The sequence below is a fragment of the Bradyrhizobium sp. DOA9 genome, from assembly GCF_000617845.2.
Lineage (GTDB): Bacteria > Pseudomonadota > Alphaproteobacteria > Rhizobiales > Xanthobacteraceae > Bradyrhizobium.
In genome coordinates this window covers 3114395-3138376 of sequence record NZ_DF820425.1, presented here as the reverse complement: position 1 = coordinate 3138376, position 23982 = coordinate 3114395, and the positions used below count along the sequence as shown (strand labels likewise).

21 protein-coding genes are annotated in these 23982 nt (G+C 64.8%); 8 read left to right on the top strand and 13 right to left on the bottom strand.

Features of this window, described 5'->3' with window-relative positions; all coding sequences use genetic code 11:
- Window positions 1–3 precede the first annotated feature (3 nt).
- Window positions 4–318, bottom strand: coding sequence for a co-chaperone GroES (groES, locus tag BDOA9_RS14650; RefSeq protein ID WP_025034694.1), 315 nt, complete (start codon window positions 316–318; stop codon window positions 4–6).
- Between the two features lie 274 nt (window positions 319–592).
- Between groES and BDOA9_RS14645 the strand changes: the two genes are divergently transcribed.
- A complete protein-coding gene (locus BDOA9_RS14645) occupies window positions 593–1480 on the top strand; it encodes a VOC family protein (protein ID WP_025034693.1) in 888 nt (295 codons plus the stop codon).
- A gap of 137 nt (window positions 1481–1617) precedes the next feature.
- Here BDOA9_RS14645 and BDOA9_RS14640 read toward each other — a convergent pair whose 3' ends face one another.
- The 6 genes from BDOA9_RS14640 to BDOA9_RS14615 are packed head-to-tail and all read right to left on the bottom strand — an operon-like array spanning window position 1618 to window position 7485.
- A complete protein-coding gene (locus BDOA9_RS14640) occupies window positions 1618–2667 on the bottom strand; it encodes a LacI family DNA-binding transcriptional regulator (protein ID WP_025034692.1) in 1050 nt (349 codons plus the stop codon).
- A complete protein-coding gene (locus tag BDOA9_RS14635) occupies window positions 2664–3308 on the bottom strand; it encodes a ThuA domain-containing protein (RefSeq protein ID WP_025034691.1) in 645 nt (214 codons plus the stop codon). The genes BDOA9_RS14640 and BDOA9_RS14635 overlap by 4 nt, the downstream gene beginning before the upstream one ends.
- 10 nt (window positions 3309–3318) lie before the next feature.
- Complete coding sequence (locus BDOA9_RS14630) at window positions 3319–4416, bottom strand: Gfo/Idh/MocA family protein (RefSeq protein ID WP_025034690.1); 1098 nt, start codon at window positions 4414–4416, stop codon at window positions 3319–3321.
- Window positions 4417–4437: 21 nt separating this feature from the next.
- Entirely contained in the window at window positions 4438–5283 is an 846-nt protein-coding gene (locus tag BDOA9_RS14625) for a carbohydrate ABC transporter permease (protein ID WP_025034689.1), read from the bottom strand.
- The gene (locus BDOA9_RS14620; protein WP_025034688.1) at window positions 5276–6217 is read right to left on the bottom strand and encodes a carbohydrate ABC transporter permease; all 942 of its coding nucleotides are present in this window, start codon (window positions 6215–6217) and stop codon (window positions 5276–5278) included. The genes BDOA9_RS14625 and BDOA9_RS14620 overlap by 8 nt, the downstream gene beginning before the upstream one ends.
- A 2-nt stretch (window positions 6218–6219) precedes the next feature.
- A complete protein-coding gene (locus BDOA9_RS14615) occupies window positions 6220–7485 on the bottom strand; it encodes an extracellular solute-binding protein (RefSeq protein WP_025034687.1) in 1266 nt (421 codons plus the stop codon).
- A 161-nt stretch (window positions 7486–7646) separates the two neighbouring features.
- Here BDOA9_RS14615 and BDOA9_RS14610 point away from each other — a divergent pair, with 161 nt between their 5' ends.
- The 3 genes from BDOA9_RS14610 to BDOA9_RS14590 all read left to right on the top strand — a co-directional run bounded on the left by BDOA9_RS14610 (window position 7647) and on the right by BDOA9_RS14590 (window position 10396).
- Entirely contained in the window at window positions 7647–8405 is a 759-nt protein-coding gene (locus BDOA9_RS14610) for an SDR family NAD(P)-dependent oxidoreductase (protein ID WP_025034686.1), read from the top strand.
- A gap of 705 nt (window positions 8406–9110) precedes the next feature.
- On the top strand, window positions 9111–9389 hold the full coding sequence (locus BDOA9_RS14600; RefSeq protein ID WP_025034684.1) for a hypothetical protein: 279 nt from the start codon (window positions 9111–9113) through the stop codon (window positions 9387–9389).
- A 518-nt stretch (window positions 9390–9907) separates the two neighbouring features.
- Entirely contained in the window at window positions 9908–10396 is a 489-nt protein-coding gene (locus tag BDOA9_RS14590) for a hypothetical protein (protein WP_025034682.1), read from the top strand.
- Between the two features lie 29 nt (window positions 10397–10425).
- Here BDOA9_RS14590 and BDOA9_RS14585 read toward each other — a convergent pair whose 3' ends face one another.
- From BDOA9_RS14585 to BDOA9_RS14565, 5 genes are all read right to left on the bottom strand, one after another.
- The gene (locus tag BDOA9_RS14585) at window positions 10426–10647 is read right to left on the bottom strand and encodes a DUF6894 family protein (protein WP_025034681.1); all 222 of its coding nucleotides are present in this window, start codon (window positions 10645–10647) and stop codon (window positions 10426–10428) included.
- Between the two features lie 249 nt (window positions 10648–10896).
- Window positions 10897–11433 (bottom strand): cyclic nucleotide-binding domain-containing protein, encoded by a 537-nt coding sequence (locus BDOA9_RS14580; protein ID WP_025034680.1) that lies wholly within the window; start codon window positions 11431–11433, stop codon window positions 10897–10899.
- 29 nt (window positions 11434–11462) lie between these two features.
- Complete coding sequence (locus BDOA9_RS14575) at window positions 11463–14360, bottom strand: NHLP bacteriocin export ABC transporter permease/ATPase subunit (RefSeq protein ID WP_025034679.1); 2898 nt, start codon at window positions 14358–14360, stop codon at window positions 11463–11465.
- Window positions 14357–16513, bottom strand: a complete 2157-nt coding sequence (locus BDOA9_RS14570) for an NHLP family bacteriocin export ABC transporter peptidase/permease/ATPase subunit (protein ID WP_244521478.1) — start codon at window positions 16511–16513, stop codon at window positions 14357–14359. The genes BDOA9_RS14575 and BDOA9_RS14570 overlap by 4 nt, the downstream gene beginning before the upstream one ends.
- Window positions 16514–16556: 43 nt before the next feature.
- Entirely contained in the window at window positions 16557–17819 is a 1263-nt protein-coding gene (locus BDOA9_RS14565) for an NHLP bacteriocin system secretion protein (RefSeq protein WP_025034677.1), read from the bottom strand.
- Window positions 17820–17997: 178 nt separating this feature from the next.
- On the opposite strand from BDOA9_RS14565, the gene BDOA9_RS14560 reads away from it, so the two are divergent.
- The 3 genes from BDOA9_RS14560 to BDOA9_RS14550 are packed head-to-tail and all read left to right on the top strand — an operon-like array spanning window position 17998 to window position 21895.
- Window positions 17998–18591, top strand: coding sequence for a hypothetical protein (locus tag BDOA9_RS14560; RefSeq protein ID WP_152033288.1), 594 nt, complete (start codon window positions 17998–18000; stop codon window positions 18589–18591).
- 30 nt (window positions 18592–18621) lie between these two features.
- Window positions 18622–20772, top strand: coding sequence for a B12-binding domain-containing radical SAM protein (locus BDOA9_RS14555; protein ID WP_025034675.1), 2151 nt, complete (start codon window positions 18622–18624; stop codon window positions 20770–20772).
- A gap of 10 nt (window positions 20773–20782) precedes the next feature.
- Entirely contained in the window at window positions 20783–21895 is a 1113-nt protein-coding gene (locus BDOA9_RS14550; RefSeq protein WP_025034674.1) for a tryptophan dimethylallyltransferase family protein, read from the top strand.
- 27 nt (window positions 21896–21922) lie between these two features.
- Here BDOA9_RS14550 and BDOA9_RS14545 read toward each other — a convergent pair whose 3' ends face one another.
- Entirely contained in the window at window positions 21923–23152 is a 1230-nt protein-coding gene (locus BDOA9_RS14545; RefSeq protein WP_025034673.1) for a DUF455 family protein, read from the bottom strand.
- A gap of 238 nt (window positions 23153–23390) precedes the next feature.
- Between BDOA9_RS14545 and BDOA9_RS14540 the strand changes: the two genes are divergently transcribed.
- Window positions 23391–23855, top strand: a complete 465-nt coding sequence (locus BDOA9_RS14540; RefSeq protein WP_152033287.1) for a hypothetical protein — start codon at window positions 23391–23393, stop codon at window positions 23853–23855.
- The last annotated feature ends 127 nt before the right edge of the window (window positions 23856–23982 follow it).

The window sequence follows — 23982 nt, the reverse complement described above, 5'->3', positions numbered from 1 at the left end:
GCGTTACGCCGCCTTCTTCAGCGTGCCGACCTGCTCGGCCACGCCGAGAAGATCGCTTTCCTTCATGATCAACAGCTCCTCGCCGTCGATCTTGACCTCGGTGCCCGACCATTTGCCGAACAGCACCCGGTCGCCGACCTTGACGTCGAGCGGCACGAGCTGGCCCTGCTCGTTTCGCCCGCCCGGTCCCACGGCGATGATCTCGCCCTGCTGCGGCTTCTCCTTGGCGGTGTCGGGAATGATGATGCCGCCGGCGGTCTTCTCCTCGGCATCGATGCGGCGCACGAGCACACGGTCGTGCAACGGGCGGAAATGCATGCACATCCTCCTTGGGTAGGTTCAGCGATGTCCAAAATCCGGGTCCGGAACCGGCCCCCGGGCGGCAAACGACCTAGGATCGGGTCGAATTCCGTTCAAGGGTCACAGCAGAAAAAAATTGTCGCAGGGCGCCTCCGCGGCAGCAGCGGCGGCTGGCGAGACGGCAATCGGCATGTCGTCCGCGCCGGCAAGACATGACTGGCGGAAAAATTCGACGGCCGGAAACTATGCGTTAAGATGTACGCGTTCGTCCCCCAGCGAGAAGCGCACACCCATGCCGCAACAATTCGATCGGTCCGCAGAAGATCTCGGCAACGCCATCCATTTCGAGCACGTCAACATCCAGGTCCCGGACCAGCGCCTCGCCACGCTGTTCTACGTCGCCGGGCTCGGGCTCACCCGCGATCCCTACCTGATGGTGTCGGACACCAACATGTGGATCAACGCCGGGCGGAGCCAGTTTCATCTGCCGAGCGGCCGGCCGCAGGTGCTGCGCGGACACATCGGCCTCGTCATCGAAGGCCGCGAGGCGCTGCTGGCACGGCTCGGGTCGGTCGCGAAGAAGCTCGAGGGCACGGCGTTCGCATTCGCGGAGCACAATGACCATGTCGAAGCGGTTTGCCCCTGGGGCAACCGCGTGCGCTGCTACGAGCCCGACGCCGCGCGGTTCGGCCGCATCGCGCTCGGCATTCCCTATGTCGAGTTCGACGTGCCCATGGGATCGGCGGCCGGCATCTGCGCCTTCTACCCTGAAGTCATGGGCATGCCCGCGAGCTTGCAGAACGGCGAGGCCGCTGTGGCCGCGGTGAAGACCGGCCGCAACCAGCATCTGTTGTTTCGCGAGACCGAACGACCGCCGGGCGACTATGACGGCCACCACGTGCAGATGTACATTACCGACTTCTCCGGCCCCTACCGCAAGCTGCTTGCGCGCAAGCTGATCTCCCGCGAGGACAATCAATACCAGTACCGGTTCTGCGACATCGTCGACCTCGACAGCGGCAAGAAGCTGTTCACGGTCGAGCACGAGGTGCGCTCGGCGACCCATCCGATGTTCATGCGGCCGATGGTCAACCGCAATCCGGCGCTCAACAACCGCAATTACGCCTTCGGCCACGACGAAGCGTCCTGGGCAATGGGGCCGGACCAGTACGAGGGGTAATCCTCACGCCACGGTTGCGCGCGGTTGCGCCAAAGCGGAATGGCTTTAGGTTGATCGATCGCCACGGGCTCGGTGCAACCTCTCCAGCAAGCGGGAGAGGGAGCGCACTTAGCGATCAAACCTGATCCCATCGCGCGCTACGGCAGATTGTCCCGCAGGAAGATGTCGATGCGGATGCGCTCCTGGTCGGGGCTGATCGGCTCGCCCGAACAATGCGCGAGCAGGACTCGCGCCGCAGACCGCGCCTCGTGGCCGGCATCCTGGTTGATGACGGCATCGAGCGTGCCGCGCACCAGGAAGCGCCTGGTGTGCTCGGTCAGTTCATGGGTGATCCAGACCACCTCGCGCGCGCGGCCCGAAGCTTCGAGCGCATCGGCGATGCCGCGGTTTCCGGCGCCGCAGCAATAGATGCCGCGGAGGTCGGCATGGCGGGCGAGCAGCGCGGCCGTGAGGTCCCGCGTGCGGTCGCTGTCGTCGCGGCCCTCGATGACCGGGAGCGTGGAGAGGTTCGCATACTCGCTCGACAGGATCTGGTGGAAGCCGAACTGCCGTTCGGTGTGATCGCGCAGCGACAACGATCCCGCAATCACGGCGACGGTGCCCTCGCGCCCGGCGAGGAAGCGCCCCATCAGCGTGGCGGCGGTGCGGCCCGCGGCCGGATTGTCGATCCCGACATAATGCACCCGGGACGAACTCGGCGCGTCCGACACCAGGGTCACCACCGCAACCCCGCGCGCGACGAGCTCGTCGATCGCGGCGCGAACCCGGGGATGATCGAGCGCGATGACGGCGACGCCCTGATAGGCCGGCGAGAGGTTCTCCAGCGCACCCGCAAGGACGTCGGGATCGAACACGTCGACATGGTGGATGTCGATGAAGCCGCGATGGCCGGCGAGCCAGCCCGCGGTGCGCGCCACCTGCTCGCTGAGATTGGTCATGAAGCTGTTGCTGCCCGTCGGCAGCACGAAGGCAAACCGGAACGTCTGCCCGCGGGCGAGCCGCGCCGCGGCAAGATCGGCGCGATAGCCGAGCTTTGCCACGGCGGCCTCGACGCGCGCGACGGTCTTGGCGCGGACACCCTCGCGCCGGTTGACGACGCGATCGACGGTGGCGAGCGAAACGCCCGCCGCGCGCGCGACGTCCTCGAGCGTGGCCCGAAGCACCGGCTGGGTCGCGCTGTCAGTCATTCGCGCGCGGCCCACAGCATGCCGCGGGTCATCAACGTCCGGATCTCCGGCACGTCGAGCTCGTAGGCGCGGTGGCCCAGCGAGGAATAGAACACCCTCCCCGCGCCATAGCGCTTCTTCCACACCACGGGCATCACCACGCCCTCGATCCAGGGCGCGTGCTCACCGGTGAAAGTCGTCGTTGCCAGGACCTCGATGGCGGGATCGACATGCATGTAATACTGCTCGGACCGATGCTCGAAGCTCTTCAGACCCGTCATGATCGGATCGTCCGGCTTCGTCAAGTCGACCTTGTAGTCGATGATGTTGCCGGGATGGGCGACCCACTGCCCGCCGCACAGGAATTGGTACTCGACCGATTCGCGGAAGGCATCGCACATGCCGCCATGATGGCCGGCGAGCCCGACGCCGCTGCGCACCGCATCGCAGAGGTTGAGCGCTTCCGCTTTTTCGATCTTCGACATCGTGTAGATCGGGATGATCAACGACAGATCATGGATTTTGGGATCGCCGAATGCCTCGGTCGTGGTTTCGATCCGGACGTCAAAACCTTCCGCCTTCAGCCAGCCACGGATCATCGACGCGCAGAGATCGGGATCGTGTCCCGGCCAGCCACCCCATACAATCATTGCCTTGCGCATGGTCATTCCCTCAATCGATCTGTCCGGTTTCACGTCCGGCCGGCAGCATCGCCGGCCGCTCGACGCGGCTCTCGATCTTGACGCGGCGGCCCTCGTCGGCCGAGGTCTGGAACGCCTCCATCACCTCCAGCACGTGGAAGGCGAGCGCGCCGCTGGCGCGATGCGGCCGGTCGTTCAGGATGGCGGACGCCATGTCGGCAACGCCGATGGAGCGGAACTCGCCCTCGAAATGGCCGTGCGTCAGCGGCATCGCCTCCCATTCGCCGCCGGTCTTCGCCACCTGCACCTCACCGCCGAAGCGATTTGGATCCGGCACCAGCATGCTGCCCTTGTCGCCGTAGATCTCGATCGGCGCGTGGCGATGTTTCGGCACGTCGAAGCTCATCGTGATCGACACGACGGCGCCGCTCTCGAACTCCAGCGTTCCCGCGACATGGGTCGCGACCTCGACCGGAATCAGTGCGCCGTTCATCGGCTGGCTGGTGACCACGCGCTCGTTCCTCGGACGCGCGGTCGAGCCCATCACGCTGGCGACCGGGCCGAGCAATTGCACGAGATCGGTGATGTAATACGGCCCCATGTCGAGCATCGGCCCGCCGCCGCGCAGGTAATAGAAGCCGGGTGCCGGATGCCAGCGCTCGTGGCCGGGGCAGCCGAAGAAGGCGCTGCCCGCGACGGGTTTTCCGATCGCGCCGTCGTCGATCAGCTTGCGCGCGGTCTGATGGCCGCCGCCGAGGAACGTGTCGGGCGCGCAACCGACGCGCAGGTTCTTCTGCGCGGCAAGCTCCATGACCTTGCGCGCCTCGGTGACATTGATGCCGAGCGGCTTCTCCGAATGAACGTGCTTGCCGGCGTTCAGCACCGCGAGGCTGACGTCGGTGTGGGCGAGCGGCACCGTGAGATTGACGACGATTTCGACGTCGTCGCGCTTCAGCAATTGGTCGACCCGCATTCCCGGCAAGCCGAAGGCCGCGCCCTGACGCTCGGCAACCTCGCTGCGCATGTCGGCGAGCGCCCTGACCTCCATGACGGGGAAGCGCTGCGCCGCCTTGAGATAGGCGGTGCTGATCACCCCGCAGCCTATGATTCCGATGCCTACTTTTCTCATGTTATCTCCTCAGACTACGGCTCATCCCTTGACCGCACCTGCGGTGAGGCCGGCCACGATGTGCTTCTGCGCCAGCAGGAACAGGATGATCGTGGGCAGGATGGTGAGCGTGATGAAGGCCAGGATCAGGTGCCATTCGGACGAGTATTCGCCCTGGTAGACCATGATGCCGAGCGGCCAGGGATACAGCGCATCGGTGTTCAGCATCACCAGCGGCAACAGATAGGCGTTCCAGCTGTTGACGAAGGTGATGGTGCCGACGGTCGCCAGGATCGGCCGCGACAGTGGCAGCGTCACGTAGCGAAAGAACTTGATGTAGCTGCAGCCGTCGACCAGCGCGGCCTCGAGCAGCTCGTAGGGAATGTCCTTGAAGAAGCGGCGTAGCAGCAGCACGCTCATGGCGAGGCTGAACGCCACCTGTGGCAGCGCGACGCCGAAATAAGTGTCGAGCAGGCCGAGATCCCGCACCTTGATGAACAGAGGCAGCACGGCGGTCGCAGCGGGAAACAGCAGGCCCAGCGTCAGATAGCTGAGCAGCATCGATGAGCCGAAGAACCTGACATGGGCGAAGGTGAAGGCGGCCATCGAAGCCGTGATCAGGGTCAGCGCCACCGCCAGCGTCGAGATGACGAGCGAGTTACGCAGCAGCTGCCAGTAGCGCGCCGAGAACAGGATGTCGGCGTAGTTCTGCCATTCCCACTGCCGGGGCAGCCCGAACGGGTTGACGCGGAGCTCGCCGAGCGACTTGAAGCCGCCGAGCAGGGTCGCGAGCAGCGGCACCAGGACGAAGATCGCGACCAGGCCGAGGAACAGCGCCTTGAACAGCACGGCGGGATCGAATGCGGGTCTGGCACCGGCACTACTCATCGCGCATGAACCATCGCTTGTAGGTGAAGGCAAAGGTCACGCAGATCGCGAACAGGATGACGCCGATGGCGCTGCCATAGCCGACCCGCATGCGCGAGATGCCGTTGTTGTAGAGAAAGCTCACCATCGTGTTCGACGAATCGGCCGGCCCGCCGCGCGTCAGCGGCATGACGAGATCGAACAGCTGCAGCGAGCCGATGATGGCGAAGAACACCGACAGGCGGATGGTCGGATAGAGCAAGGGGATCACGACGTGGCGCAGCGTCTGCGTCCGCGTCGCGCCGTCGATCCGGGCGGCTTCGACCAGGTTCTTGTCGAGGCTTTGCAGTGCGGCGATGAACAGCATCATGTGGAAGCCGAAATACTTCCAGACCACCACGATCAGCACCGCCAGCATCGCCGTGTCGGTCGAGGCGAGCAGATGCGGAGGCTCGGCGCCGAACGTGCGCCAGATCGAAGCGACGAGGCCGAAATCGCCGTCATAGACGAAGCTGAAGATCAGCCCGGTCGCGATCTCGGCGAGGATATAGGGCAGGAAGAACAGCATGCGCAGCGCCACGGCGCCGCGAAATTTTTCGGCCAGCATCAACGCCAGCGTGAGCGCCAGCGGCAGCTGGATCGCGAGCGAGACGGCGATGATCAGGGCGTTGTTGCGCAGCGCGAGCCAGAAGGCCCGCGTCTCCAGCACGAAGCGGTAATTGTCGAAGCCGATCCAGTTGGTCGGCCTGCCGAAGCCGTTCCAGTTGAAGGCCGAATACCACGCGGCCTCGCCGATCGGCAGCACCACGAACAGCGTGAACAGCAGCAGCGCCGGCGGCAGGAACAGGATCAGGACCGTGAAGCGTCCGTCCCAGCCTGGGCCACGAACCGCGACCTGAGGGGCCGCCTCGCCGGCAACGCCGATCGGCGAGGTGATCGCGATCCGTCGCGCCACCGTCAGTTACCCTGCTTCCACGCCGCTTCGATCGCTTTCGCCGCGTCCTGCGGGCTCATGCTGCCGCCGGCGATCTCCGCCGTGACGTCGTTGACGACGCGGCCGACCGAGGGGCCGAGGCTCTGGTCATAGAAGTTCTGGTGATAATTGGACTTCGCCAGATTGGCCGCGATCTGCTTCATGAAGGCGCTGCTCAGGCCGGCCTCGCCGCCCTTGACGACGGGAACGATGAAGTTGCCGGCAGCAAGCCGCGCCTGCACGTCCTTGGAGATGAAGAATTTCAGGAAGTCGGTGGCTTCCTTGGGCGCGCCCTTGGTGATCAACCAGCCGGTGATGCCGCCGAGCGTGTCCGACGGCTCGCCCTTGCCGCCGGGCACGACCGGAAAGTCGAACCAGCCAAGCTTGTCGTCGCCGAGACCGACCTTGTCGGCGGCAAGTGCGCGCTGGGTGTGATAGAAGGACGAGATGGCCAGGATCATCGCGGCCTTGCCGTCACCGAAATAGCCGACGGCCTGCGGGTTCTTGAAGCCGAGGAAGCCGTTCTGGAACGGCTGCAGATCGACCAGCTGCTTGAACAGCTCACCGGATTTCTGGAAGGTCTCCCCAGTGAAGCCGCCATTCTCACCCTTCAACGCTGCATCGAAGGCCGGCTTGCCGCCGATGCGCACGGCGAGATGCGTCCAGTAGAAATGCAGCGGCCATTTGTCAGCACCGCCGACCACAATCGGCGTCACGCCCGCGGCCTTCAGCGATTTCACCGCGCCGAGCAGATCATCCCATGTCTTGATCTTGCTTGCATCGACATTGCCCTTGGCCATCAAATCCTTGTTGTAGAGGAAGCCGACCTGCGAGAGCGCGGTCGGCAGGCCATAAACCTTGCCGTTGCTGGTGAAAGCCGCGAGCGCCGCCGGTGCGATCGTGTCGCTGTAGCCGCCGCTCTTCACGGACTCGGTGATGTCTGCCAGCACGCCGGCCTCGATCTGGGTCTTCAGCACTCCGCCGGCCCAGCTATAGATGATGTGCGGCCGATCCTTCGATTGCAGGATGGTCGGCAGCTTGGCCTTGTAGGCCTCGTTCTCGAGGAACTGCATCTCGACCTTCACACCGGGATGCGACGCCTCATAGCTGCGTGCGACCTCCTCCCAGATCTTCACCTGGGCCGGGTTGACCTCGATGTGCAGCCATTTGACCGTGGTGTCGGCTGACGCGGAACTGGTCCAAAGCAGCCATGCGACAGCGGCGAGTCCCAGTTTCCCGAGCAATCTCATGACATCCTCCCGATCGACTTTTATTCTTTGAAGCAATCCTGCCCTCAATTTTTGAGGTGCGCAACACAAAATCTGATCTATGCACCTCACCAACGGAATGGCTAAGGTTTGCGAAAGAGTCGACGCGGCCCACCGCGCCGGCCGTGACAAACGAGGTGCCCATGGCTGCGATCTATTCCGACCTCGCCGGCAAGGTCGTGCTCGTCACCGGTGGCGCAGCCGGCATCGGCGCTGCGATCGTGCGGCGCTTTGCGGAGCAGAAATCCAAGGTCGTGTTCTTCGACATCAAGATCGACGAGGGACAGCGCCTGGCGCGTGAGCTGTCCGAGCAGGGATTGGCAGCTCATTTCCAGCATGTCGATCTCACCGACATCGGCGCGCTGCGTGCCGGCGTCGTCGCGGCACGCCAGGCGCATGGTCCGATCAACATCCTGATCAACAACGCCGCGCATGACGAGCGGCACAACACCGAGGAGATGACGCCGGAATACTGGGACGACCGCATCGCGGTGAACCTGAAGCACCAGTTCTTCGCATCGCAGGCGGTGTTGCCGGACATGAAGGCGGCCAATGCCGGCGCCATCGTCAATTTCGGCTCGGTGTCCTGGATCGCAGGACAAGGCGGCATGGCCGCCTACACCGCCAGCAAGTCTGGCGTGATCGGACTGACGCGCTCGCTGGCGCGCGACTACGGACCCTACAACATCCGCGTCAATGCGATCGCGCCGGGCTGGATCATGACCGAGCGGCAGCTCGAGAAATGGATGACGCCGGCCGGCGAGATCGAGCTGCAGCAGCGACAATGCCTGAAGCGCAGGCTCATGCCGGACGAGGTTGCGAAGTTCACAATCTTCCTCGCCTCCGACGAGGCCTCCGCCTGCACCGCCCAGCATTACATCGTCGATGGCGGCTGGGTCTGAGACGTCGCGAGAGGCCGACCGATGCCCTCGCCCAACGTCTTGCCGCTGGCGACATTGACGAAGTGCAGCGCAGCGCAAGCGGGACAACGGACCGGGACGTGCGTGTCCGCGGCCTCGGAGGCTGTGCCGGGAAGCCAGTGCTGCACGTTCATGCCCGTGCGGGGGCATTTGAAGATGACGTTGCGCTCCATGCTGGAGATATGCGCCCGGCGCGGCGAGGTTGAAATTGCGGGGCAGTACTTACGCAGATGTCCTGAACGTACTCACGCGGGAAGCGGCCGAGATATCGCGCAGCGCTTGTGGGCGGATTGCCGATCGCAAAGCGCTTGGTCGAACCGCCAGCGCCTCCTTTGAGCTGGATCAAGACATCTTTGTGACGCCGGCTATAGGCTGGTCTCGGCATCGGGAATGCTTTTTCAAGGTTCCTTTGCCGGCGTGAGCGACGTCCGGATTCGAACCCCTGCCGGCGCCGCTTTCACGGATGAGCGCAGAAGACCGCGAGCATGGAGCAGGCCGCAAGAGCGGCTCCGCCGGAGAGTTCGATGGAACCAAAATCGGCAGCGCGGGTTTGCTGGACGAGTTCAGACCCTGGATGGAAGAGCCAGGCGAACAATCGGCCTCGGCGCTCCCATGGAGCCCGGGGCCGATTTTCGTCGAAGCCGGCGCATGGTCTGACAAGGGAGGACGCCGATCAGGAGAACCAACATGCTTGCCGACATTCAGACCGACGACCTCACCGAGGTCGTGCGCTACGCACTGGAGACGACCCGCGCGACGACAGCCTGCCCGTTCCATTGGGACGTGATCATCCGCATCGGCGATGACGCCGCCGAGAGTCACGCCTTCGAGCGTGCGAAGCGAATCGTCAGATGCGACGGCACGGAATGGGACAGGGAGGCTCTCAGGGTCGAGCTCGGCCGTCAGCTCGGCGCAGCGGCCGACGGCTGCTGCCCGAAGTGCGATCCGGGCGCCTCGTGCACCTAGCTCGATTTGCAGGATTGTGCTGCGGCGCCACGCGTCGGTGACGAGCCGTGCAGATCGGCCGGCTCGGCGGCTTAACTTGTGTGAAGGCCGACGATGGAATTGGCACCTAGCCTGAACGACGCCGCGTCGTGCATCAAAGGTCAGAATTCCCGTGAAAGTGACAAAGCCGATCGCCTCCATCATGCGCGGGAGATCCAGGACGGATAGCCGGTCGCCCGACCAGGATGACGACCGTCAGCTGCCGCCATCGCCCGAGAGGCGTCAGGTGGTCGACGAGTACGCCGAGAACTTGCGGAAGATCATCCGAAGGCTCCTTGGCAGGCTGAACTGATCTCGCTTGCGAGCATCCTCGTGCGCTTCCTTGGGCGCTTCGCCGCAAGGGAGCAATTTCGAGATCGACGTTCGGGCATCCCGCAGGCCCGTTTCACTTCGCGGCGGGAACGCCAAAGCTTGATTCAGCGCAAAGCCATGAATCGCACCCCTGATAGTAAAGGGTGCGATCCACTGGGAATGCTCGGATGACGCTGAAGAAATGGTGCGCGATTCTCGCCACGTCGGCCGCTACGATGACGTCCGCGATTGCTCAGTCGGACTTTCCACCTTCCGCGAGCGCGAAACAGGAGGCGCCCCGGCTCGTCGAGGTCATGAGCATGGCACAGCTTGAACATCTCAAGCTCTGGTATGCAGGCAAGGCGAAGAACTGGGACCTGGCGGCATACGAACTGCGGCAGCTGACGAATAGCCTGGCCGAAGCGGCCATCTACTATCCGGCGATCCCCGTCAGCAACGTGACCACGATGAAGGAGCCGCTGCTCTCGATCGCCGACGCGATCGCGGCGGGAGATGAGCGCAAGTTCGTCGCTTCCATGCGCGTGCTGACCGAGGGCTGCAACGCCTGTCACTCGTCGATGGGCCGCGGCTTCATTGCCATCGCCGTTCCGACCAGCGGGCAACCACCCGCCAATCAGATTTTCCAGCCGTTGAAGGATCGCGGTTCAAATCGCTGAAGAGGCCGGCAGCGTGCGAGACGGCGTCTTCACCGTGGTGCGCCTGGATAGACCGGCTCGCGGTGAACTTCACGGCCGCTCTCGTCGATGACGACGACCTGAAGCTCGGGATGCCCCTTCGGCTTCTCTTTTCGCACCTTGTCGGCAAGGCCCTTGCTATGGGCGATGGCGGCGCCGTCACTAGCAAGCTCCAGACCCGCCTTGTCCCGGACGGGCACGCCGTCCCTGATATCGAAGTAATAGGTGCGCATCGGCTCATTCCCACGGTCCCCGCGGCGCGATTGAATCATCGAAGAAAGGAGCCGCCGAGATGCGGGGGATTGGATCTCGGCGGCGACTTGGCAACGTAACCGTGGGCCGAGTTACGCAAGTTGCATGTTAGCGGGGCTCGCTCAACGGCAGCTTGATCCGGATCAAGCGCGGTCCGGCGGACCTCGCCGTCGGTGTGCCGAAGGCGATCGGACTGCCGTCGGCCACTGCACCGGGACGTGAGAGCGCCCTCAGCCGCCTTGCTGGACGCCCAGGGCGTGGAGCAGCCGGTTGAAGCGCTCGCCGGCGTCAGCGACGCGCTCCATGATTCCCATGTCGAGCTCGTCGCGGGAAATGCCGGCAAGGTCGATCAGGCGGTCGGTGGTCGGCTGCCGTGTCGCACGCAGCCGGTCCGCGAGGAAGATGGCGAGCGCGCGATAGAAGCGCGCCGCGAAGCCTTCGTCCTGATCGAGCTTGTCGAGCAGCAGGGTCTTGTCGATGAACAGCGCCATCCCGTCGGCCACGACGGCTATCGTGGCCGACGGCGGTGCCGAGTCGACCAGCGACACCTCGCCCATGATCTCGCCAACGCTCATCCGGGCGATGTCGCCGTGCCCCCGCGCCGAAACCTGGACCTCGCCCTCGAGCAGCAGGATCAGCGAATCCGTCTGCTTCCCTTCCTGGATCAGGACTTCTCCGCTCCTGATCCGGCGGCAGCTACCGTTCATGCCCAGCCAGCCGATGTCTGCGTCGGTCAGAAGGCCGAAAATGTAGAGTACCTTGCGCATGATCACCCCCGACCGTCAGGCCTCCGAGTTCAAAGCATCTGCCGGCGCGCGAAGTCGGCAAACAGGCCCTTCGCCTCGCTCAGCTCCGCGAAGGTGCCGCTCTGCATCACCTTGCCTTCGCTCAGCACGATGATGCGATCGGCTTGACGGACCGTGCTGAGCCGGTGCGCGATGACGATGCGCGTCACGTTGAGCGCTCCGAGCGCATCGCTGACAATCGCCTGCGAGCGGTTGTCGAGCGAACTCGTGGCCTCGTCGAACAGCAGGATGCGCGGCCGACGCGCGACCGCGCGGGCGATCATGATGCGCTGGCGCTGTCCGCCCGACAGCGTGTTGACGCCTTCGGCGATGGCGGTGTGCATCCCCATCGGCATGTTCTTGATGTCGGCGTCCAGCCCGGCCATTCTTGCGGCCGCCCAGGCCTGCTCGAGCGGCAGCGGCTGGCCGCCGCAGATGTTCTCGAAGATGCTGCCGGTGGCGAGACGTCCATTCTGCAGCACCACGCCCAGCTGCCGGCGCACCGCACCGACATCGAGCGTGTCGAGCGCCTTGCCATCGAAGAAAATGGCGCCCGATTCCGGCTTCTCGAAACCGAGCAGGAGACGGAACAGGCTGGATTTACCGCTCCCGGAGGGCCCAACGATCGCAACATATTCGCCGGGCGCGATCCTCAGCGTCACATTGTCGATCACCGGCGGGCCGTGCGCGATGTAGCGGAAGGTCACGCGGGAGAACTCGACCGCACCCGACAGTGCCCCGGGCGGCTTGCGGTCATCGGCCACCTCGGCCTCCGCGGTGACCAGCGGCCGGATCCGCGTAATGTGCGGAATGGCGACGAGAGAGGCGCTGACGCCGCTGGCCCACATGCCGACGCCGGCCATGGCCTGGCCGAACGCCGCCAGGAACGCAAGAAAGGCGCCGAAATCCTGCAGCAGCGTGCTCTTGGCGAAGGCGGCATAGGCGAACAGAACGAGCGTGGCGATCGTCGGATAGGAGCCTTCAAACAGCGACAGCGCATTTGCCGCGCGCTGCGACGCGATGAAGTGCCGCTTCTGCACCGCGAACTGCCGCGACCACACCGCCATCGCGCGGACGCCTGCTGCGGCGACGCGCAGCTTGCCGATGCTGGCGAGGATCTGCAGCACGAATCCTTCGACCTTGCCCTGCAGGTTGTACTGCCGCGTTTCGTGATAGATGCGCAGCGCGCTGGTGCCGATGATCGCGATCGCCCTGACCAGAAGCAGCGCCAGACCGATCAGCGCCAAACGGGCATCATAGACGAGCATCAGGACGACGCTGAACCAGGCGAACAGACCGGCGAGCAGGCTGCGCAGCGTCTGGCCGGTCAGGATCCGCCGCACCGCGTCGATGCCCAGCGCGCGACTGACGAAATCACCGACCGTGTATTCCCGGAACAGGGAGGCCGGCAGTTTCAGCAGCCTGTCGATCACCGCCGCCTGCAGCCGCCAGTCGATGCGGCCTTCGAGGCGGAGCATCGCCATTCCCTCCATCGCCTGCAGACCGGCTCCCGCGATCGCGGTGACGGCGAGCGCGATGGCGCAGAACGTCAGCTGGTCAATTTCGGTCCGCGGGATCACGGAGCTGACGAGCGCCTGCGTGATCAACGGGGTGACCAGCGAGAGCAATCCAATCACCGTCACGGCGATCGCGATGCGCATGATGTCGCCGCGGACGAAGCGCAGCGAGAATACCAGCAGGTCCCGGAGATTCAATTTGGAAGCCGGCAGGGTCGGATAGAAGCTTGCAGCCTCCGGGTCGAGCTCCGGCGCCAGGGCGCGCTCGACGACGCGCCGGCTCTCGGGCTCCGGTCCGACCATGACGTAGCGGCCCCTGCTCCACAGCAGCGCCACCGGGTCGCGCGACGCTCCGAACCAGCCCACCATGGGACCTGCATCCTGCAGCCACCAGTCGCGGCGCAGCTGGGTCCGGCGTACCCTCAGGCGGGATGCACGTGCGATCTCGACCACGTCATCATAGGTCCGGTCCCGGCTCGACCGGCCCGGTGGCGGTTGGATCTGCACCTTCAGCTCCTGCGTCGCAGCGGCGCAGGCTGCCAGCAGCGGATCCTCGGAAAGATTGGCGGATGCAGCGTCGACCGGTGTGGACGGACGGACGATGATGGCCGACAGCCGGTCAACCAGCTCGGCAGCCCGCGAGCGGGTCAGTTCCTGGCGCCGCTCCAGCCGCTGGGCCTCGAGACGCGGCGCCTCGTGCAACTGCTCGCGCAGGCAGGCCGCGGCAGCCTGATGAAAGCGGTCCAGCACCGCATGCAGTTCGGGACCTGCGGGGTCGCCGGCATTGACCAGCGTGCATGAGTCCGCGCCCGCTTCGACCCACATCCCGGACGATAGCGGCACCGGCGGACTGCCCGGCCGAAAGGTCGGTTCCTGTCCCATCAGGCGCGCACTCCCGACCGCAACCGACAGGAACAGCACGCTGCGGGCCGGACCTCGCCGCCTCTCGCCGTCCTTCATCTCGACCGCAAGAAGCGTGCTCGCCTCCAGCATGTCCCAGCTGGGATGAGGCCCCGCAATCAGCCGCGACAACCTGATCATCCAGCTCCGCAACGTCTCGTCGGAGCATCCGGCGTAGCTCGTAACTGCAACTTCCGCGCCCGCGCTCCCGACCGCGACCATGCGCAGGTTCGGATCTTCGCCCAGAAGGACATCCGCCAGAATCGAGCCCTGCTCGATCCTGAATAGATGCTGCCGCGGCGTGGTCTGCTCGTCCCCGACGGTACCGATCGCAAACACGTCGACATGCCCGGACATCACCTGCAGGACGCGGCCGCGCCGGTCGAGCGCCACCGGGTGCCGGCTGTCAAGGATCATGCGGGCCCCCTCGTCCGCAGCCGGCAACGGGACTGCATCGCGCATCTGCAGCGTGGCGGGGGCTTCCTCGTTCATTGCTGCGCCACCAGCTGGCTGTAGGCACCATCGATCGCCATCAGCTGCTCATGCGTGCCCCGCTCAACCAAGCGGCCCTGCTGAAGCACTATGATCTCGTCGCAGTCACGGATCGTGCTGAGGCGATGGGCGATGATGATGCAAGTGCAGCCACGGCGGCGAAGCTGATCGTCGATCGATTTTTCGGTGATCGGATCCAGCGCCGCCGTGGCCTCGTCCAGCACCACGACCGAGGGATTGACCACCAGCGCGCGGGCGATCTCGATGCGCTGACGCTGTCCGCCGCTGAAATTGGTCCCGCCTTCATTGACATAGCAATCGTAATTGCCGATGCGGGTCGCGATCTCCTCGTGAATGGCCGCGTCCTTCAGGGCCTGCGAGATCTCCGGCTCTGCCACGGTGGAGTCCCACAGCGTCAGGTTCTCGCGCGCCGTGCCCTCGAAGAGGAAAATGTCCTGGTCGACATAGGCGACCGAATTGGCGAACACGTCGCGGGAAATCTCGGGTAGGGTTCGCCCATCGATGCGGATCTCGCCCGCCCAAGGTTTGTAAAGGCCGCAGATCAGCCGGCCCAGGGTCGACTTGCCGCTGCCGGACGGGCCGACCAGCGCGACCCGCCGGCCGGGCTCGACCGTGATCGAAAGCCCCGAAATCAGCGGCGGCTCGAGGATGGAATAGCCGAAGACGATGTCCCGGAGCTCGACGCGGCCGGTCAGCTTCGCAGGCAGCTCCGGGGCGCTCGCCTTGGGCTCCGGCTCGAGCGGATAATTGTAGACGTCCTCGAGCCGCTGCAATCCGCCCTTGATCGTCTGCAGGCTGCCGATCTGGTTGACGAGATTGGTGATCGGTGCGGAGAAGCTCGCCATGAGCGACTGGAACGCAACCAGCCCGCCCAGCGTGAGCGAGCCCTCGATCACGCGCAGGCCGCCGATTCCGAGCACGGCGGCGACCGTCAGGCCCGACAGTAGGGTCGGCAGCATGTCCAGCAAGTTGGACGAGAGGCCGAGTCTCTGATCGGCATTCAGCGTCTTCGCCTGGATGCCGGCCCAGCTGGCGAAGGCCTCGTCCTCCAGCCCGGAGGCCTTCAGCGTCTCGATCGTGCGGACCGCACCAATGGTGCTGGCAACGAGCTTGCCACGCTCCATGGCAAGGCTGCTCGAAATGTCCTCGCGCCGCTGGCCGATGAATTTCAGTGCCGCCAGGTTGATGATGGCGGAGACCACGACGATGGCGGTCAGCAGCGTGTCATAGGCCGCCATGGCCATGCCGAAGAACACGAGCGAAACCAGGCTCAGGGCATTGGTGACGACACCTTCGGAGAGCAGCCGCGAGATCTGCTCGTTGGTGGCAACCCGGGTTGCGATGTCACCGGCATGGCGCTGGGCGAAGAAGTCCATCGGCAGCGCGATCACATGCGCGAGAAACCGGCTGATCATCACGACCGCAAGCTTGGTCTGCAGCCTCAGCAGCAGAGATTGCTGCAAGCCCGCAACCAGCGCCCGGATGGCGGCCGTGGCCGCCATTCCGATCAGCAGCGGCTTGAGCCAGCTCTCGTTATTCTGGATCAGGATCTCGTCGACGAAGATCTTCGAGAAGCCGGGAATCACGATGCCCGGAACGATCAGGGCAAGGCTGACCGTGATCACCAGCGCCAGCGGCCCGCGCGAGCCCTTCAACTCGCGCAGCAGCAGCCGGAACCCCTTCGGCTTGCTCCCGATCCTCTGAAAGGCCGCGGTCGGCTCCATCGCCAGCGCGACGCCGGTGAAGCAGCGGTCGAGCTCGGCGAGATCGACGAGGCGGCGGCCGACCGCGGGGTCGTTGATCGAGACGCGATCGCCGTCGATGCCCTCGAGCACCACGAAATGGTTGAAGTTCCAGTGGATGATGCACGGCATCGGCAGTTCGGGCAAGGTCGAGAGCTCCTTGCGGAAGCCCTTTGCCGCAAGGCCAAGCTTGAGCGCCGCCTTGACGATGTTGCTGGCCTTGCTTCCGTCGCGCGACACGCCGCATGCAACGCGGAGCTGTTCGAGGGGAATCCAGGCGCCGTAATGGGCGAGCACCATTGCCAGAGCGGCCGCGCCGCACTCCACCGCCTCCATCTGCAGAATGGTGGGGGTCCGCCTGATGGGTCCACGGCCGAACCAGCGTCTCATGCTTGGGAACATCAGCCAGACGATCTCATCGACAAATGCCTTATCAGGAAATACCTGTCAGCCGCTTCAACATGGGAACGATCAATTCGACCGGACGTCGTTCGCGCGTCGTGATCTCGGCCTTGGTCAGCGTTCCGCTGCTCAGCCGGATCTCCGGTCCCTTGCCGACCGCCCAGTGATATCCGCTCACCGTGCTGGGGTCCCGCTTCAAGCGCACAGTCGCCGCGTAGGGCGCACCGTTCTTGGAGAACTGCGTGACCAGGCTGTCATTGTGGAGCACGGCGGCCATGCCCTGCGGCGTCATCGGGAAGTCCGAAATCGACTGGACCGTGCCGACCATCGTCCCGAACTCCTCGCGCTTGACGGTGCGCGGCTCGAGACGGACCTCCATGCCGGGCTTGACGCTCTTGCCCTTGTCGGCGGGGACATAAAGGATCGCGTCGAGCGCGGAGCCCTCGGTCTCCACCACGACGACCGGCGTTCCGACGTTCAGCACCGAACCGGGCGACACCTTTATCTCGAGCACCCGTCCCGCGATGGGACTGCCCACGGCGGTCTCGCGCCCGAGATCGCTGACGAGCTTCTCGACCAGCCGGCGCGCTTCATTGACCCGGTACTGGGACTGCTCGATCTCGCGCTGCCGCTGCGTTTCGAGGTCGGTCTTCTGCGCCTTGAGCTTGAGGATCTCGTTCTGGGTGTCTTCCTTGCGTTGCTGCGCATCGCTCAGTTCGCGGCGCCGCTCCTCGACGTTGCGCCGCGTCGTGTACCCCTTGCTGAGCAGCCCTTCGAGATTGGCGAGATCGCTGGTGAGATAGGCGATCCGCTGGTCGGTCGCCAGGATGATCTGGACGAACGCCTCTTCCAGCTTGGCGAAGTTGCGGGTCTTCAGCTCGAGCTCGGCCGCGGTCTTGACCTTCAGCGTCTCGTGCTCGCTTTCACGCTCGCGCCGGACCTCCATCGCGTCGCGATAGCGCTGCTCGATTTCCGTCTGGCTGACTTTCGCAATCACCTGTCCCTTCGTGACTCGATCGCCAACGGCCACTTCGATCGATGCCAGCCGGCCCGCGGCGCCGGACACCGCGTCGACGACGCGGCCTTCGCTGCTCACGAAGATGCCCTCGGCCTGCGCCCGCGTCGGCAGGCGCCCGAAGAAGCCCCATGTCACCGCAGTACCGACCGTGAGCAGGATGACCGCGGCGACGATCCAGTCGAACGGCCGCGTGATGGTGACGAGATGATCGAGCTGTTCGAGGGAGGTCGCACGTTCGAGGGCGACTGCGCGAAAGGTCTTGTTTGGCTCGCTCATAAAGCGTCCCGCTCTGCCGTCGCGTCCTTGACGCCGAGATGTCGAAAGCAGATCGGCACAGCTGGAAACTGACCCGCTCCCCAAACCGGCCGCAAAACTATACAGGAAGCCGGACCGTGCTGACCAGCGTCAAATTCCGGTCGCAGCTGTGCCGGACTGCGACGCCCGACGGACACTGGTGCGACAACGCCCCCTCGCCTATACTCGCGCCGGCGAGTTCGTCACACGGTCCATCGAAATGTCCTGCACCGGCATCTTCGTCCGTCGAACGAGAACGAGGCCCGCGGCCCGGGCGGCCGCTGCGGTGACGGCGTGCCTGTTCTCGCTTGCTGTGTTGCAGCATGCCGCGCATGCCCGCGTGCTCACCGAGGCCGACCTCGAGCGGATCTCCTCGATCAAACAGCTCTCAACCGACGTGATGACCGACATCACGATGATCTCGCGGCGCCCCGATCTCTCGCAGACCGATGGCGAGTGCATCCGGTCGACGCTGCGCAGCCTGACCCAGATCGCCGGCGAACTGCAGAGCTACGAGTACCTGATCACCATCGAGAGCCAGCTGAAGGATTTCGACGACGACAATTCCCTTCGCGGCGTGGTCCGGTTCGCCGTCGACAACGCCCTGAAGATTCTCGAGACCGAGCGCCGGCGTCTCGCCGACCTCTCCGACCAGTGCGCGCGCAGTCCGCTCTCGGCCGACAAGGCGCGCCAGGCGAAGCAGTTCATCGAGAGCACACAGGCGATCCTGAGATCGCTCCAGCCCCGCCTGTGAAGCGGTCAAGCGATGGGCGGATTTTCGCACATGCAAGTAACTCTGATCTTTCCGCCGGCGACTGATCCAAGGGCTCCGCATCTCGGGCTGCCATATCTTGCCGCGGTGCTGCGCGGCGCGGGGATTCCAACCCGGCTGATCGACGCCGACATCGGCGGGCTCATGGCCCTGCTGCGTCCGGACGCGGTCGCGGCGAATCTGAAGACACTCGTGCGTCACCGGCCGGAGAGCATGGACGCAGCGACCCTGTCGGGCCTGCTTCGTCGCGGCGAGGCCCTGACGGAGAGCATTCCCCGCGCCTTCGCGATCCTGCGCGATCGCACCGACTTCTACGATGCCCATCTGTTCCGCCACGCCCGCGCGACCCTGCAGGACGGGCTCGACCTCGCCGGTGCGGCCGCAGGGCGGCCGGTTCACTACAGCCTCTGTCCGATCCGCTACGACGTGGACGGCATCGACGAACAAAGCCTGCCGGACCTGATCGCCGTCACGGCGGATCGCCCCAGCAATCTGTTTGATCGTTTCTGGGAAACGGAGCTGCTGCCCTCGATCGCGGCGGACCAGCCGGGGCTGGTCGGCATTTCGATCGTGAACCGGCAGCAGATCATTCCGGGACTCACGTTGGCGCGGCGGCTGCGGGAGCGCGGCCTGTTCGTGGTGCTGGGCGGCACGGTGTTCAGCAAGTTCGTGACGAAGCTCATGCAGCTGCCCGAGTTCTTCGCGCATTTTGCCGACGGGGTCATGGTCTATGAGGGGGAAACTGCGATCCTCGAACTGGTCGCACAACTCGAAGCTGGCCGGGACTTCGCGCGCGTGCCCAACTTTCTCCATGTGCATGCCGGCCGGGTGCGCCTCGGACGCACCCACGTCGAGGACATCGACCGGCTTCCGGTCCCCGATTTCTCCGACTTTCCGCTCCGGGACTATCTCACGCCGGCACCGGTGCTGCCCATCCTCACCGGCAAGGGGTGCTATTTCAACGAGTGCAAGTTCTGCGACATTCCCTTCATCAACAGCGTGGCGAAGAAACGCTACCGGGTCCGAAGCCCCGAGAAGATCGCGCAGGACGTCCTCGCCCTGAACGAGCGCTTCGACTGCCACCATTTCGAGATCACCGACGAGGCGCTGCCGCCGCGGCTGCTGGACAGGCTGGCCGACGCGCTCGCGCCCCATGCCGCTCGCCGGCTCTCCTTCACCGGCTATGCCAGGCTCGAACCAGGTTTCACGGCCTCGCTGTGCGAGAAGCTCTCCCGAATGGGCATGCGCAAGCTGTTCTTCGGACTTGAATCCGGCGATCAGGCCACCCTCGACCACATGGCGAAGGGTATCAGGATCGAGCACGTGCGTCCGGTGCTGCAGCATTGCCGTGACGCCGGCATCCTGTTCCACATCTTTTCGATCATCGGCTTCCCCGAGGAGACCGAGCGGAGCGCACGCAACACGCTGCGGTTCTTCGAGGACAATGCGGACATCATCAACCATCCCGGCAACAGCTTCGACATCCATCCGTTCGGCCTCGAACTGCGCACCGAATATTTCGCCAAGGCGGCACAGCTCGGCGTGGAGATTCCCCAGGCCGCAATCGACAAGGACTTCGTCATCGGCGTCCGCCTCGACTGGTCGAACACGCGCGGCCTTGCGGGCGAGGACGTCATCCGCCTGGTCGGCGAGTATGGCGCGGCTCTGCGCCGGATCTATTCCCGCTTCCACAACGCCGACCTGCATCTGTGGCCCGGGTTCGAGGAGTTCGCGGTGCTCTATGCCGACCACTATGCCGGCCGCGATTTCCCGTTCCGGACCACGCTCCCCGATGACGATGATCCATCGCCGTTCTCGCTGGCGTGGTGTCCCGACGTCCTGGTCGATCACGACGGCCCGAGAATCCGCGTGTCGTCACGGTCGAAGGTCGTAACTCTCTCGGAACGCGCCTACCGTCTGCTCGGCTCGGGACAGCCGCGGCTGGCACGGGAGTTCCTCGCCGAGTGCATTGCGCTCAACCTCTCGGGGACCGGGGATGAGGCGCGGCCCAGGATGCGGCGAATGATCGACGAGCTGATCCGGGCGAATTTGCTGCAGATCGCGCTGACCGATCAGCCCTCCCGTCTGCGGCAAGGGCCGGCGGTGGTGCATGCCCCCCCACAGACAGATGAACGTCGCGGCGCGGACGTGCCACGCATGTGAGCGAGAGCCGATGGGTGACCTTGTCGAAGCCGTCCACATCGCTCGGGAGCAGCTGCGCCGCATCTGCACTGCGACCGGCCGGATCGACCAGCAGGACGGCATCATCACGCTCTTCACCGCCCTGTGCACCTCGGCAGGACTCCTGCGGCTGCCGGTCCCGCCCCGCTGGTCCGGGATGACCGACGACTGCACGCCCATGGAGCTTTCGACGTCATTCGATGCCAAGGGCACCCGGATCCGCTTCCTGATCGAGGCGCAGGCGGATCCGCCATCCCCGCAGACCTACTGGGCCGCCGGCGAGCGGCTTTGCGAGCAGTTCGCCGGCATTCGCGGCGTCGATCTCGCGCCCGTCGAGGCGCTCGCGGATCTTTTCAGGCCAACCGACGCGGCCGCCCTGTTTGCGATGTGGCATGCCGTCGACTGGCGTGGAAGCGCGGCACCACTGTGCAAGGTCTATTTCAATCCCGCGGCGCGCGGCCGGACCGCCAGCCGCGACCTGATTGCCGCCGCGCTCGAGCGGCTGGGATTCGGCCAGGTCTCGGGCTCGCTTCTCGAAGCGCTCGGCGGCGACGTGATCACACATCTTGCGGTCGATCTCGTGCCGGCCTCGATGGCGCGGGTGAAGATCTATGTTCGACATTTTCGAGCTGTGCCGGCCGAATTCGATCGCCGGGCCGAGCGGATCGGGATCGCCGGCGGGCTCGGCTTTGCCGACGCCTGCCGCATTGTCTGTCGTTCCGCCGATGCCCTGCGGGAGCGTCCGGCAATGACCTGTTATCACCTGAATGCGGGAGACCGCGCCGGGCCATCGGCAATGACGCTGTATCTGCCGCTCTACCCCTATGCGGCGAGCGACAAGGTGGCTGCGGAGCGGATCGCCGCGCTGCTGACGGAGGCGGGCCTGCAGGCCGACGAATACCGGCGAGTCGCCGATGCGCTGCTGGCTGGCCGCGAGGCGGAGTCGGACGGCCTCCACACCTATGTCGGCTTCCGGCGGAGCATCGGCGGCGTGCACGGGGACCAGATCACCAGCTATTTCAGCCCAACCCTGTTCCGGCCTCGCTTCGGCCGGCTCGCGTTGGATCCGGACAGGTTCTGGCCTTCAGCGGTGCCTCCCGTCTGAAACAGAACCTTCGCGCGGCTCTGTCCGTCATCTTCCGCCGATGGCGACCCGATCCGGCTCGGGCTGCGTCTCGAGGCTCTTGAACTGGCTGCCATACTTCAGGAAGCGGGCCCGCAATTCATCGCGCTCTGCCTCGGTGTAACCGCCCCGCTCACAGGCCCAGTCGTTGTACGGGAACGTCAGCGGCCCGCTCACGGACTTGCCGCAGGCGGAACGTTTGTCCAGCGCCAGATCATGGACCTGCTTCAGCCTCGCCTCGCTGCCGGCTATCGCACGCAGCCATTTGTTGCCGAATGCGACATGCGTGATTTCGTCGAGCGTGACGTAATCGAACAGCAGACTGGTCGCCTCGTCTCCGCCGAACCTCAGCTGCTGCGCCTGCCAGATCGCGCCGTCCACGCCGATCCATTCGCCCACACGCTGCTGCACGGCGAGGCTGACATCGACGGGTTCGTCCGCGCCCATTTCCCAGAGCGCATAGGAGACCGCGTAAGCGCCGAGATGACCACCGAGTTCGAGCAACCGCGTCCGGAACGCCTCCGCGTGCCTCGCTTCGTCCCAGCACTGCCGCGCCATGTCGATGACGAACTGCCACGGCATGGCGGGAAACTCGAGGATCATCCGGCTGCACGCCTCGATCGTCGACAGTTCGAGGTCGGTATAGAACACATGCAGCAGCTTGACCGTGTCAGTGAGGTTCGGATCGGCGGCGGTTTCCGAGAAGCGCCTGTCACGCGCGGGGCGGAACGGAATGCGGGGCGGCAGATGCCCCTCTGCCGCAGATGATTCACGCTCGATGTTCGGGAACGTCCGGCACACGCCCTCGAAGGCCCTGTGGGCCTCGGACGTCGCGACCGCAATGCCGGCGACGAGATCGTCCAGGATCCGAATGGTCGGCTCGTCCGCGATCGCACCGGTACGCCGTGCGTGGTCCGCCATCGACGCCTGCAAGTTCGGCAGCGCTCGCTGATAGAGCGCGCGGATCTTGTCGGGCGTGGTCAGTGCGTCCTCGCACGCCTTCAAGTCGTCAGCTGCTGATTGTACGGGAAGCTTGCGCGGATCGACATCGACGGCCAGTTCGGCGAGCCGCGCCCGCAGGCGCTCTGCCGCCTGAACGGCCCAATGCAGGTGCCGGCCAAAAACCGTCTTCAACTCCGCTTCCGGTGTCGTGATCGTCCACATCGCCAGGACGTTGGAGATGCGCACGCACCGGTTGAGGTGATCCTTCAGCCTGTCGATGGTCTCGGCAACACGCATCACCTGTCTCCCATCAAATTGTGAAAAATTGCGTCGAACAGAACCGCTCAAATCCGGCGTGCTCCTGGTTTCGACATCCCGGCCGGGTCAGCTGCGCTGACAACAGAAGGCGCGAGTCTATCGCTTCTCCCCAGGACCACTTCAAAAGGCTACTGCATCGGAATTTTTCTGTCCATCGACACCCGCGTGCGTGACCGGCGGAGATCGATGCTGCGCTGCGAGTGCCGAGTTCGCTTGCATGTCGATGATCTTCGTCACACATCACATTCCGGGTTACTTGCAGGTCACACACGCATCACATGCGTTCATATTGCCAATCCGAAAAGGTTGGATTAGCCTTCGCATGGGGATTTCTATTTGTGAGTTGCAAGGAGAATGCGACATGGCTGATGAGAAACCCAACGGCTTGTTCATTACAGACGACGCGGGCAACGTTTACTACCTTCGTCCCGAAATCCTCGCGCAGGCCAAGATGCCCGAAGAGGATGTCCAGAAGCTGAGGCAGGAAGTCGCCGCGAACAGCAAGGGCCAGGCGAAGGACGCAGAACTGAGCATCGACGACCTGAATGCTGTCGCTGGCGGTGTCAGATTCCCGACCGCAAGCCATGTCCATCTCTCGACCAACATCTCGACCGCAGCGATTGCCTCTCCGAAATTTGATCTCGGCAAGGTCGCGACATCGACCGTGATGTGCCCCTGGTAGGCAGCATCCGGGCCGCAATCGGCTGGTCGCAGCATATGAGCGTGCCAGTTCGCGAAGCTCTTTTCCTCGACGAGGTTTGAGAGCTTCGCGAGCGTTTTGTTGTTGCGGCCATTGCAGGCCGTGACGC